We start from the raw sequence: 10,666 nt of genomic DNA, 5'->3' as shown, positions 1-10,666 counted from the left end.
CCTTTTATGTGATGAAAGGCAAATGCCAACTCACTGTGCACCCAAAATCCAAAGCCAAGATGAAGTCAAGGTTGAAAGAACTGACAAGTCGCAGCAATGGATGGGGATATGCCAAGAGAAAGCAAAAGCTGAAAGAATACATAAGAGGGTGGGTTGGCTATTATCACCTTGCCAATATGAAGCGTCTCTTGCTTGAAACAGACGAATGGTTAAGACGTAGAATACGCATGTGTATATGGAAAGCTTGGAAGAAAGTCAAGACAAAAGTGGCAAACCTCATTAGATGTGGTATTAATAAATACCAAGCATACGAATGGGGTAATACTCGTAAGGGTTATTGGCATATAGCTAATAGTCCTATTTTAGCAACTGCAATAAGTAACAACAATCTACGTGCAGCAGGGTATGCTACTTTAATGGGGACGTATCTCGAATGGCACCCCAAAATAGGAACCGCCGTATGCGGGACCGCATGTACGGTGGTGTGAGAGGTCGGAAAACGAAAGTAGGAAGAAAACTACTTCGTTTTCCTCCTACTCGATTCCTTAAAAAGTAAATGATTTACTCAGGAAGGCTGATAGCCTCGTTGGGGCAGACAGAAGCGCATGTGCCGCACTCTGTGCACTCATCGGGGTTAATGTGATAGATTTCGCCCTCGGAGATAGCTCCTACAGGGCATTCGTCGATGCAAGTACCGCATGCGACACAGTTGTCACCAATAACGTATGCCATAATTCTTAGCTTTAAAATTTATAATGTTTTTGTTGAATGAACATAGAAACGCAGGCTGTGGCGCCTGCTCTCTTTTTCGTCATTGCAAAGATAAGGAGTTTATTTCTAATACCTACAAATGAGGATAGAAAATTTGGTTATTTAACATTTTTATCATCATTAATGATGAAAGATGCAATAATAAAAGGGAGAATACGTTTGTAGATTGATGAGAAGAATCGTTATATCTTTTGTATTAGCCATCTGTTGTCTGCCAGTATTCTCTCAGGAGCACACTGTGGAGAACCGGCCATACACCGACTTGCGGCCTTTCCATTTCGGCATCTTGGTCGGCACCCATGCCCAGGATCTGGAGCTCACCAATGTGGGACCGCAGACGATGACGCTTGCCGACGGCTCCCAACAGGTCTATACCATCACCGCTGATCAGGACCGTTGGGACCAGGGTTTCAATGTGGGCGTGCTCGGTGAGGCACGTCTTGATGATTATTTCTCATTGCGCATTGCTCCGACACTCTACTTCGGCAGCCGCCATCTCACTTTCCACAACATGGATTTACAGGCTCCCGACAGTCTGCGTGACCGCACGCAGAACCTCAAATCAGTGTATGTCTCTTGCTCAGCTGACGTGATCTTCGCCTCGAAGCGCGCGGGCAACCACCGGCCCTATCTGTTGGCGGGCCTGTGTCCGGCCATTAATCTCAGCGGAAAGAGCGACGACATTCTGAAACTCAAGCGTTATGATGTCTATTTCGAGACAGGGGTGGGATGTGATTTCTATTTGCCTTTTTTCAAGTTGCGCCCTGAACTGAAGTTCATGTTTGGGTTGACCAACAGTCTTGATACTAAGCATCCTCAACAGTTGCGCGACGCCTCGTTACGTCCGTTCGCCATGAGCGTGAACAAAGCCAAGACGAAAATGATCGCATTGGCTTTTTATTTCGAGTAACCCAACACAATAGTCACACATATTATAAATGAATACAACGTTCAGATCATTGCTTGTGCTGTCGGTCATGGCAGCCACATCGGCCTCAGCTTCATGGCGTCCGAAATATCGCGTCGTGAAGATAGAGCGCAGCCGTATCCTTATTGACAGGAAGTATGACGCATATCCTGACGCACGGGCTGCGGCGTTCATCATGCCTTACAAGAGTGAGGTGGATAGGGAAATGTCGCCTGTAGTGGGGACGACGGCACACCCCATGGCATCGCATAGACCCGAAAGCGACCTCAGCAACTTGCTCTCAGACATTCTGGTCTGGGCAGGAGGCGTTTACCATGAGACACCTGACTTTGGCATTTACAATGTCGGAGGTATCCGCGCCTCATTGCCAAGTGGTACAGTTACTTATGGGGACGTGCTCAATGTAGCGCCTTTTGAAAACCACATTTGCTTTCTGACGCTTTCCGGTGACAAGGTGCTCCAGCTCTTTCGAGAGATTGCAGCGCGAGGAGGCGAGGGTGTCAGCCACAGCGTGAAGATGGTCATTACGGGCGGCCATCAACTGAAGACGGTCACTGTCAACGGTGAGCCAGTTGACCCGCAGAAGTCCTATCGGGTGGTCACTCTGGATTATTTGTCGCAAGGCAATGATGGTATGTCGGCTTTTAAGGCCAAGACCAGCGTCGTCTCACCTACGGAAAATACGGACAATGTAAGGTATATCATTGTAGATTACTTCAAGAAGCTCATGGCTGAAGGCAAGGCTGTCGACGCCAAGGTGGAAGGAAGAATCACGGTAGGGGAGTGAGACGGAAGAAGATTAGGTAAATAATAGCAACGATGAAAACAAGAAAATTATTGCCAGGATATATATTGATGATGTTGTTGCTCTGCGGCAGCCTGATGACTTTTGCCCAGAAGCAACTGACAATTCTTCACACCAATGACACGCACAGCTGCGTTTTCCCGCTGTCAGAGCATCTCTCGGATACACTGCAAGCGGGTAGGGGTGGCTTCCTTCGCCGCATTGACATGTTGAAAGAGGAGCGTGCCAAGGATCCCAAGCTGTTGCTCTTCGACAGCGGTGATTTCTCACAGGGATCGCCCTATTATACCTTATTCAAAGGTGATGTGGAAACAGGGTTGATGAACTTGATGCATTATGATGCAGGCACAGTGGGTAATCACGAGTTTGACTATGGTCTTGAGAATCTTGCGCGCCTCATTAAGCGGCTCAATTTCCCCATCGTTTGTGCCAATTATCGCTTCCATGAGTGCGGGCTCGATAAAATGGTCAAGCCCTATGTGATCATCAAGCGTAAGGGGGTGAAGATAGGCGTCTTTGGTCTCGCACCAAAACTTGACGGATTGGTTGACCATCACAATTACCGGTCGACGGAGTATCTTGATCCTGTGAGTACAGCACAAGAGATGGCCGATCTCTTAAAAAAGAAGCATTGTGACCTTGTGATCTGCATCTCCCATCTTGGTTGGGAGGAGCATGGAATGGGCGACCAGGAGGTCATCCGTAACACACGGGGCATCGACTTGGTGCTGGGTGGGCACAGCCACACTTATTTCAAGCGTCTCCGTTATGTCAACAATGCCGAGGGCACTCCTGTGCCCGACGACCAGAATGGAAAGAGTGGCATCTTTGTCGGAAAGATGATATTGACTTTGGATAAATGACAAAACGGCTGTGGAAGCGGATGCTGTGGTCCTTGAATGTTAAAAAATAATAGAATTCACGGCAATGCTTTTTTCTTTCGTTAAAAGTAAGTACCTTTGCACCGCTTTTCGGCCTGACCGCTGGTTGAGGGAAGAGTCCTCAGGCTATGTCGGGTTGGAGCGACGGACAACATTTAATCATTACAATCAAAAATGGATTTAATTAAAGTTGCTGAGGAAGCATTTGCAACCGGCAAAAAGATTCCTGCGTTCAAGGCAGGTGACACAATCACTGTCGCTTACAAAATCGTCGAGGGTTCAAAGGAGCGTATTCAGCTCTACCGGGGCATCGTGATCAAGATCAGTGGCCATGGAGACAAGAAGCGTTTCACTGTGCGTAAGATGTCGGGTACAGTAGGTGTTGAGCGTATTTTCCCCGCAGAGTCTCCCGCTATCGACCATATTGAGGTCAACAAGTATGGTAAAGTGCGCCGCGCGAAGCTCTACTATCTGCGTAAGCTCACTGGTAAGGCTGCCCGTATTCAGGAGAAGCGCGTCGTTACTGGAGAGTGAACAGAATTTCCTCTTTGAAGAAACAGAAAAGCATGACAGTGTTGTCATGCTTTTTTCTGCTCTGTTTTCTCGTGCTAATGGCTTTAGCGGAAACTTGTTGAATGAGTGGTGTCGTGAGGGTATCGCAGCTTTTGCCATAAGGCTGCACTGATAATCAGTCTTTTCCCTGCTGCAATTGCATGATCATTATTTCACGGTGTAGCTTTTGTCTCCGTCGTCGTTCCCGTGGAGTGCATCGTCGAGATCTCCCCAACTCTGAAAGCCGGCAAAGAGTGCCAGGCGGTTTTTGGCGGCTGTGGAAAGCTTTCGCTTGCCGGTGACAAGCTCCATGAGCTTCTTCAACGATGAGACGCTCAGGTTGATATGATGTCTTGACAGCTTTTTGGATAGGTTTCCCAAATCGCAGTTGATGTCATGTTCTCCCTCTTTGGTCTTGCTTCCTACCTCTTTAAGAAGCGCTTTAATGTCCCTTTTCATTTTCTCACATACTTTTTTCTATAACGTGAGGCAAAGATACGACTTTTTTTTCTTAACTTTGCCAAACAGTTTGGTTAATCTCTCATTAAATCTTTATTATTGTAATGAAGGAATACGCACTAAAGTACGGTTGCAATCCCAACCAGAAGCCCGCACGCATCTACATGGAGCATGGTGAGCTTCCCGTGGAAGTCATCAACGGCCGTGCCGGTTACATTAATTTTTTGGATGCCCTCAACTCTTGGCAGTTGGTTAAAGAGCTGAAGGCTGCCACTGGCCTGCCTGCCGCAGCGTCGTTCAAGCACGTCAGTCCTGCGGGGGCTGCCGTTGGTCTTCCTCTTAGTGAGACGCTGAAGAGAATCTACTTTGTTGATGATGTCGACTTTGAGCTTACGCCCCTTGCCAGTGCCTATGCCCGTGCACGTGGTGCCGATCGCATGTGTTCCTACGGTGATTTTTGTGCGCTGAGCGACCCTTGCGACGAGGCTACCGCAAAGCTCATCAAACGCGAGGTGAGCGACGGCGTGATTGCTCCAGGCTATACCCCCGAGGCTTTAGAGATCTTGAAAGCTAAGCGAAAAGGCTCCTATTGTGTCATTCAGGTGGATCCTGACTATGTGCCGGAGCCTCTTGAGCACAAGCAGGTGTTTGGCATCACGTTTGAGCAGGGCCGCAACAACGTGGATTTGGCCGACTCGAAACTCTTTGAGGACGTGCCGACGCAGAATAAGACGTTTACTCCCGAGGTGCTGCGCGACCTGAAGATAGCCCTCATCACCCTGAAATACACCCAGTCAAACTCTGTCTGCTATACCAAGGACGGTCAGGCTATCGGTATTGGTGCCGGTCAGCAGAGCCGCATTCACTGTACTCGTCTGGCAGGCAGCAAGGCCGATGAGTGGTGGATGCGTCAGAGCCCCAAAGTGCTTGGCTTGCCCTTCAAAGAGCATATCCACCGTGCCGACCGCGACAATTGCATCAATGTCTATCTCTCAGAGGAGTATGAGGACGTGCTGCGCGACGGTGCCTGGCAGCAGTTCTTCACCGAGCAGCCCGAGCCTTTCATGCGTCCCGAGCAGAAAGAATGGATTGCGCAGAATACGGATGTATGTCTCGGTTCTGATGCATTCTTCCCCTTCGGCGACAATATTGAGCGGGCTCATAAGAGCGGCGTGAAGTACATTGCACAGGCCGGCGGATCTATCCGCGACGACAACGTCATTGAGACGTGTGATAAATACGGCATCGCCATGGCCATGACTCACGTCCGTCTGTTCCACCATTAAATGGCTATTGTTATGGATGACATCGAGGAGATCCTTGTCAACGGCATTAACTTCAAGAAGGCTTCTGGGCAGCGTCCGGCTGATGACAAGGTGAAGACCAAAGCCAAGAAGAAGAAATATATCACGGGAGCCCATGGCTCCGGATCGGCACGGCAGAAAGCTAAGTACCGCGAACAGCGGGCTCACCGCAAGACACAGCGCAAGAAATAAGCATAGCGCCATCGTTTGACAGCTGTTTGACAATCGTCAGGCAGCTGTTTTACGATTGTGCGGCAGCTGTCGAACGATTGTGCGGCAACTGCCGAACGATGGTCTGCTTCACAAAATTGTCTTTTACTGAAATCGCTTGTCAAAGTTCGACCAGGTTTACTGAATTGCTTGTCAATATTTAGTCAACTTTACTATTTTGCTTGTCATCTTCGACCTTGCCTTACCGATTGGCTTGTCATAGCCGTTTTGACAGGGGAAGATGGATAATACCTGAGTGAGCCTTGCTTTCCGGCAACGTTCGTCGGGGCCCGATGCCCCGACGGACGTTTGGTGTTGATGGCGTAAACCCGTCGTTCACCTTGTTTCCGGCTCGCCAAAGTTACGGATTATTTTTCATCCGGACAAGAACAGCCGTTGGTCTTCTTCCATAAATTCTTGCCGGGCTCTTCATAGCGATATACGTTCATCGGAATCTTCATACCTATGCTCATGTGAGGCCGCTGATAGTTATGAAACGCTATGGCTTTCTCTATCCCAAGCTTCGCATGCTCATAGTTAAGAAACATATCCTCCAAATACAGTTTTTCCGTTTTGAGGATACCGTTCTGTCTCTCTGCAACAGCATTGTCCGTCGGATTATACCGTTCGGTCATGCTGATCTGAATATGATGTTTCCTCAGCAAATCAACATATGCGTAGCAAGCGTATTGGGAACCTCGGTCAGAGTGGTGTATCGTTCCGCAGAGGTTATCTCCCCCAGCCGTTTGTATGGCCATCTCCAAGGCCTTAACAGTATTCTCTGCCTCCAAGGTCTCAGATAGGCACCATCCTATTATCGCATGCGAGTACACATCTGTTACCAAGTGGAGATACAAGACATCACCCACTATCCAGATATATGTAATATCAGCTACCCATATGTGGTTAACATACTTAGCATCAACGCTTTGTATGAGGTTCGGATATTTATGATAAGGATGGTCAGAATCCGTCGTATACCTACGCTTGAGCTTAGGCAAGATGTATCCTTCCTCTGCAAGAAGGCGTAGAAAGGCATCTCGGCCATGAGTAATTTCCTCACCCAACTCCGCCCTTAGGATAATGTAGAGCTTTACGCAGCCTATACGGGGACATAACCAACGATAGTAGTCCACATTAGCACATATGAGTTTCCTGCGCTGACGCTCGGAGATTACCTTGCCTCTGTTCTTGTAGTACCATTGGCGTTTCTTGCCAAACAGTCCGCAGAGTGTCTCGACTGTAACATCGGGATATTCACTCCGCAGCGCCTCTACTGTTTGACACCACCTTTTTTTAATATTGAGATACCTTCTTCTTTCTCCGCAATCTCTATCATCTTCTCGAAGGCACGGCTGCGCATCTTCTCATAGGCCAAGGCTTGCTCCAGATCGGAGATGCGCTTTTGAAGGATCTCTTCATTCGTCAGTTCTGCGTGCTTCATTCTATATTGGTCTATCACTTCCATTGGCAAAGATAACTCTTTTGCATCAACTGGGCAACTCTTGAGCCAATTAGATAAAGTCGTACGAACGATGTTCCACTTACGGGCGACAGCTGTTATTGACGAGCCGTCGGAATAGTAGTCACGAATAGCTCCTAACTTCACCGATAACGGGAATTTTGCTACTTTTGTTTTTCTTGTCATAGTCTTTTACTTCTTATGAAGGTCAGAACGTGACAAGCTAAATCCGTTCAAGACAAATAGTATCTTGTGGATACTATGGTTCGACTTAAAAGTATCTGAAGAGGGTTTAAGCTAATTCGCAAAAGAACGAGACCAGAAATGGCACACTGAAGTCCATGAGGAAACCATGGGCGATGGAGAGCGTGACGAAGTCCTTGCCGCTGTATAGAGTGATGATGGGTAGCGTGGTGTCCATGGATGTCGCTCCACCCACGCTGATGGGGGCCAACGGGCCGAACCAGCGTGCCAGCAGAGGTGCACCGAGTAGCGTGATGAGCTCGCGCACGATGTTGGACAACAAGGCTACGGTGCCCAAGGCGGCGCCACGGTATTCGGTAATGAAAATACTGGAGAGGGAGTAGTAGCCGAATCCGGAGCCGATAGCGAGACTGTCGGTTAGGCTTATCTCCGGCAAGAGCAGACTGACTCCTAAACATCCGGTCAGTGTGCCGACAAGCGTGCACAGGGGTAGGAGAAATAAGCGAGGGTCGGTGTGGCAGAGTGTCTGAAATACGCGGGAGTCGGAGCCGATGCTTACACCTACGCAGAAGATGAGAGCGCACAGGGCTCCCATGCTTACACTGCTGTCGGAGATGGGCGAGGGCAACAGGTGGAAGAACCCGCATACGATGCCGAGGATGAAAAAAACAATGATGATCAGGCTCCCTTTCATTCTGCCAATTCCTTCCGTTTCTTTGTCGACCGCCATAGCAGCAGGGCGCATAGAGAACTTCCAAGGACGCCACCAATGGCCAATAGTGCTGCCTCGCCGCCTAAACGGCTCAGACTACGGATAACGTGGCTGTCGCTTCCCACCTCAACACCCAATAGAAAGAGCAGCGCCCAGATAAGTACGGCAGTGAGCGGCGACAGCCATTTCAAGTCCCGTTTCTGAAGCATACGCCCCACGAGGATGCCGCATGCCATCATCAGAATAATTTTAAGCATATTCAGATTTATGTTAATTGTCTTTTTGCACTGTAGTGCAAACTTACAGCCTTTCCCTGAATTGAGCAAGTGTTTTTTATAGTTTACCGCATGCCCGATGACGGGGAATCATCTTTTAGGAATATTTAACTGACTGAGATAACAATTGTGACGGTTCTGGATAAACAAATTGCATTACCTTTGCAACAAAGATATATTAGGCAATGAATAAACCGGAAATAGCGCAGGGGATACCTTTCGAGAGATGGGATCTCGACCTGTTGGTCGACTATGTACTGAAGTTTCACCATCGCAATACACGTCGTTATGGAGCAGAGATCTATGATTTGCTCGCCGATGTAGACAGCCGCCACCATGAGCTTGACAAGGTATTGGACCACTTCCGCAACAGTCTGCAGGATCTTGACAGCCACTGCATGAAAGAGGAACAGGTGCTTTATCCTTACATTATGGAGATGTTTGAGGCCCACGAGGCTGGTCAGCATATCGCTCCTTTCCATTGCGGTACCATCCAGGCCCCTATACAGATGATGATGATGGAGCATGATGACGAGATGAGCCGGCACGGGCGCATTGCCGAGCTCACTAATAATTATACGGCTTCTGAGGGCACGGAACCACAGTATCAGCAGGTGCTTGACCGCTTGCATGAGTTCCGTGACGAGTTGCTCGAACATATTTGGGTGGAAAACGAAGTGCTTTTCCCCATGGCATTGAGAATGGAAAATGAAAATCAGAATTAAGCGGGTGTACCTTCCCGCAGAGGTTGACGACGGCTATCGCGTGCTTGTAGACCGCTTGTGGCCGCGAGGTATCAAAAAGGAAACCGCGAGGATTGATCTCTGGGCGAAAACGTTAGCGCCTTCGTCGGAGCTGAGAAAGTGGTTTGACCACATCCCCGAGCGGTTTGAAGAATTTAGCAAGAGATATGTGGCAGAGCTGAAAGCCAATCCTGAAGCAACTGCTATTCTCGACAGTTTACGTGCTCACGATCAGGTGACTCTGCTCTATGGTGCAAAAGATGAGCAGCACAACAACGCTGTGGTGTTACTTCATCTTCTGTCGGTCTAAGATGGTGATCTCCCTGCTGTTGATTTTGATGGCACCCTTGCGCCGTAGGTCGGCAAGCACGCGCATGGGGGAGAACTTCTGAATACCGAGAGAATCGGTAATCTCCCGACATGATCGGTAGGGATGAATCACGTTGGATTCCTGCTCTCCCGCACGCTCTATGAGTAGCCAGATTACCTTTTCTCTCACCGTGAGCAGGCTCAGGACGCACAGCCTATGGGTGAGAGATTCAAAAGGGAATGCAGCTCCCTCATAATAGAATTTTTGTGAGCTGTTCAAAGGCTCCTATGCTTCGGAGGTGGGGCGACTCATGCTCTTCATCGGTGTCTTCCATTTGCCATTGCAGGGCATAAGGCACGTGGACGGCATAGCCGCCGAGACGGAGCACAGGCAGGATGTCGCTCTTCAGCGAGTTGCCCACCATGCAGAGGTGATGGATGTTCGTGTTGAAGAGACGGCAAAGGCGCTGGTATTCGTGCGGGGTCTTGTCGGACACGACGATGCAGTCGTCGAAATACCGGGACAGTCCCGACCGCCGGTATTTGTTTTCCTGGTCGAGATTGTCGCCTTTGGTAAATACCACCATTTGATATTTTCCGCTTTCATGCAGTGTCTTTAACGTCTTCTCCACCCCTTCAAGCGGTGTAGCCGGTATGTTGAGCAGTTGTTTCCCCAGGCTGATAACGCTCAGCAATTGGTCTTCGCTAATGGTACCGTTGGAGACTTTGATGGCATTTTCAACGAGTGAAATGGTGAAAGCCTTACAGCCATACCCCAATAACGGCATGTTTGCAGTCTCAGTTTGAAAAAGATGGTGAGAGATCTCCGTCCTGTTTCCGTATGGCGCGAGCATGCGGCAATAGTTATTCTCCACCTCGTTGAAGTGGCCCTGGCAGTCCCACAAAGTGTCGTCGGCATCGAAAGCCAGAAGCCTGATGTCCACCGACCGTGCATGAGTGAAGCTGTTGTCGTTTGAGTTCATGGTGGCAAAGGTACATTAAAAATGTGTCACCAATGAAAGAGAAAGCAACAAAATGGTAGTAAGAGGAC

17 protein-coding genes are annotated in these 10,666 nt (G+C 48.9%); 9 read left to right on the top strand and 8 right to left on the bottom strand.

All coding sequences use genetic code 11. The features are described 5' to 3' along the window. The coding region (locus PREMU_RS15450) for a group II intron maturase-specific domain-containing protein (protein ID WP_007572298.1) at positions 1–488 on the top strand (488 nt) is incomplete at its 5' end. A 73-nt stretch (positions 489–561) separates the two neighbouring features. Here PREMU_RS15450 and PREMU_RS00585 read toward each other — a convergent pair. Further along, positions 562–732 (bottom strand): 4Fe-4S binding protein, encoded by a 171-nt coding sequence (locus PREMU_RS00585; protein ID WP_007572297.1) that lies wholly within the window; start codon positions 730–732, stop codon positions 562–564. A gap of 208 nt (positions 733–940) precedes the next feature. Between PREMU_RS00585 and porT the strand changes: the two genes are divergently transcribed. The 4 genes from porT to rplS all read left to right on the top strand — a co-directional run bounded on the left by porT (position 941) and on the right by rplS (position 3,919). Beyond that, positions 941–1,681 carry a type IX secretion/gliding motility protein PorT/SprT gene (gene porT / locus PREMU_RS00580; RefSeq protein WP_007572295.1) on the top strand — a complete coding sequence of 247 codons (741 nt, stop codon included), beginning with the start codon at positions 941–943 and terminating at the stop codon, positions 1,679–1,681. Between the two features lie 28 nt (positions 1,682–1,709). Further along, a complete protein-coding gene (locus PREMU_RS00575) occupies positions 1,710–2,486 on the top strand; it encodes a 5'-nucleotidase C-terminal domain-containing protein (protein ID WP_007572293.1) in 777 nt (258 codons plus the stop codon). A gap of 32 nt (positions 2,487–2,518) precedes the next feature. Beyond that, positions 2,519–3,367 carry a bifunctional metallophosphatase/5'-nucleotidase gene (locus PREMU_RS00570; protein ID WP_007572291.1) on the top strand — a complete coding sequence of 283 codons (849 nt, stop codon included), beginning with the start codon at positions 2,519–2,521 and terminating at the stop codon, positions 3,365–3,367. Positions 3,368–3,559: 192 nt separating this feature from the next. Then, positions 3,560–3,919: a 50S ribosomal protein L19 gene (rplS, locus tag PREMU_RS00565; RefSeq protein WP_007572287.1), complete on the top strand. Its 360-nt coding sequence runs from the start codon at positions 3,560–3,562 to the stop codon at positions 3,917–3,919. Between the two features lie 186 nt (positions 3,920–4,105). On the opposite strand, the gene PREMU_RS00560 is transcribed toward rplS, so the two are convergent. Beyond that, positions 4,106–4,396, bottom strand: coding sequence for a hypothetical protein (locus tag PREMU_RS00560; protein ID WP_007572285.1), 291 nt, complete (start codon positions 4,394–4,396; stop codon positions 4,106–4,108). Between the two features lie 104 nt (positions 4,397–4,500). On the opposite strand from PREMU_RS00560, the gene PREMU_RS00555 reads away from it, so the two are divergent. Both PREMU_RS00555 and PREMU_RS00550 read left to right on the top strand, forming a co-directional pair. Then, positions 4,501–5,682, top strand: a complete 1,182-nt coding sequence (locus PREMU_RS00555) for a phosphoribosylaminoimidazolecarboxamide formyltransferase (RefSeq protein ID WP_007572284.1) — start codon at positions 4,501–4,503, stop codon at positions 5,680–5,682. A gap of 12 nt (positions 5,683–5,694) precedes the next feature. Beyond that, complete coding sequence (locus PREMU_RS00550) at positions 5,695–5,892, top strand: hypothetical protein (protein ID WP_007572283.1); 198 nt, start codon at positions 5,695–5,697, stop codon at positions 5,890–5,892. Between the two features lie 386 nt (positions 5,893–6,278). On the opposite strand, the gene PREMU_RS00545 is transcribed toward PREMU_RS00550, so the two are convergent. From PREMU_RS00545 to PREMU_RS00530, 4 genes are all read right to left on the bottom strand, one after another. Beyond that, positions 6,279–7,178: an IS3 family transposase gene (locus PREMU_RS00545; protein WP_007572282.1), complete on the bottom strand. Its 900-nt coding sequence runs from the start codon at positions 7,176–7,178 to the stop codon at positions 6,279–6,281. A gap of 5 nt (positions 7,179–7,183) precedes the next feature. Beyond that, a complete protein-coding gene (locus PREMU_RS15445) occupies positions 7,184–7,558 on the bottom strand; it encodes a transposase (protein WP_007572281.1) in 375 nt (124 codons plus the stop codon). 106 nt (positions 7,559–7,664) lie between these two features. Further along, positions 7,665–8,270 carry a LysO family transporter gene (locus tag PREMU_RS00535; RefSeq protein WP_007572280.1) on the bottom strand — a complete coding sequence of 202 codons (606 nt, stop codon included), beginning with the start codon at positions 8,268–8,270 and terminating at the stop codon, positions 7,665–7,667. Then, positions 8,267–8,545, bottom strand: a complete 279-nt coding sequence (locus PREMU_RS00530; RefSeq protein WP_007572279.1) for a LysO family transporter — start codon at positions 8,543–8,545, stop codon at positions 8,267–8,269. Before PREMU_RS00530 ends, PREMU_RS00535 begins: the two co-directional genes overlap by 4 nt. 203 nt (positions 8,546–8,748) lie before the next feature. On the opposite strand from PREMU_RS00530, the gene PREMU_RS00525 reads away from it, so the two are divergent. After that, a complete protein-coding gene (locus PREMU_RS00525) occupies positions 8,749–9,288 on the top strand; it encodes a hemerythrin domain-containing protein (RefSeq protein ID WP_007572278.1) in 540 nt (179 codons plus the stop codon). After that, entirely contained in the window at positions 9,272–9,616 is a 345-nt protein-coding gene (locus tag PREMU_RS00520; protein ID WP_007572277.1) for a DUF488 domain-containing protein, read from the top strand. Before PREMU_RS00525 ends, PREMU_RS00520 begins: the two co-directional genes overlap by 17 nt. Here PREMU_RS00520 and PREMU_RS00515 read toward each other — a convergent pair. Beyond that, the gene (locus tag PREMU_RS00515; protein ID WP_174262879.1) at positions 9,593–9,895 is read right to left on the bottom strand and encodes a helix-turn-helix domain-containing protein; all 303 of its coding nucleotides are present in this window, start codon (positions 9,893–9,895) and stop codon (positions 9,593–9,595) included. The genes PREMU_RS00520 and PREMU_RS00515 overlap by 24 nt on opposite strands. After that, the gene (locus PREMU_RS00510; RefSeq protein WP_007572276.1) at positions 9,867–10,598 is read right to left on the bottom strand and encodes an HAD family hydrolase; all 732 of its coding nucleotides are present in this window, start codon (positions 10,596–10,598) and stop codon (positions 9,867–9,869) included. Before PREMU_RS00510 ends, PREMU_RS00515 begins: the two co-directional genes overlap by 29 nt. Positions 10,599–10,666 lie beyond the last annotated feature (68 nt).

The sequence above is a fragment of the Hallella multisaccharivorax DSM 17128 genome (assembly GCF_000218235.1).
In the GTDB taxonomy this organism is placed as follows: Bacteria; Bacteroidota; Bacteroidia; order Bacteroidales; family Bacteroidaceae; genus Prevotella; species Prevotella multisaccharivorax.
Note: the sequence above shows the minus strand (reverse complement) of the source record. Positions and strands in the feature narration are given on the sequence as shown.

Excerpts from the sequence above, each read along its gene's own strand:
- PREMU_RS00530 (WP_007572279.1), bottom strand. The coding sequence starts at position 8,545 with ATGCTTAAAATTATTCTGATGATGGCATGCGGCATCCTCGTGGGGCGT.
- PREMU_RS00510 (WP_007572276.1), bottom strand. The coding sequence starts at position 10,598 with ATGAACTCAAACGACAACAGCTTCACTCATGCACGGTCGGTGGACATC.
- PREMU_RS00575 (WP_007572293.1), top strand. The coding sequence starts at position 1,710 with ATGAATACAACGTTCAGATCATTGCTTGTGCTGTCGGTCATGGCAGCC.
- PREMU_RS00585 (WP_007572297.1), bottom strand. The coding sequence starts at position 732 with ATGGCATACGTTATTGGTGACAACTGTGTCGCATGCGGTACTTGCATC.
- PREMU_RS15445 (WP_007572281.1), bottom strand. The coding sequence starts at position 7,558 with ATGACAAGAAAAACAAAAGTAGCAAAATTCCCGTTATCGGTGAAGTTA.
- PREMU_RS00570 (WP_007572291.1), top strand. The coding sequence starts at position 2,519 with ATGAAAACAAGAAAATTATTGCCAGGATATATATTGATGATGTTGTTG.
- PREMU_RS00555 (WP_007572284.1), top strand. The coding sequence starts at position 4,501 with ATGAAGGAATACGCACTAAAGTACGGTTGCAATCCCAACCAGAAGCCC.
- PREMU_RS00535 (WP_007572280.1), bottom strand. The coding sequence starts at position 8,270 with ATGAAAGGGAGCCTGATCATCATTGTTTTTTTCATCCTCGGCATCGTA.
- porT (WP_007572295.1), top strand. The coding sequence starts at position 941 with ATGAGAAGAATCGTTATATCTTTTGTATTAGCCATCTGTTGTCTGCCA.
- PREMU_RS00525 (WP_007572278.1), top strand. The coding sequence starts at position 8,749 with ATGAATAAACCGGAAATAGCGCAGGGGATACCTTTCGAGAGATGGGAT.
- PREMU_RS00550 (WP_007572283.1), top strand. The coding sequence starts at position 5,695 with ATGGATGACATCGAGGAGATCCTTGTCAACGGCATTAACTTCAAGAAG.
- rplS (WP_007572287.1), top strand. The coding sequence starts at position 3,560 with ATGGATTTAATTAAAGTTGCTGAGGAAGCATTTGCAACCGGCAAAAAG.
- PREMU_RS00560 (WP_007572285.1), bottom strand. The coding sequence starts at position 4,396 with ATGAAAAGGGACATTAAAGCGCTTCTTAAAGAGGTAGGAAGCAAGACC.
- PREMU_RS00520 (WP_007572277.1), top strand. The coding sequence starts at position 9,272 with ATGAAAATCAGAATTAAGCGGGTGTACCTTCCCGCAGAGGTTGACGAC.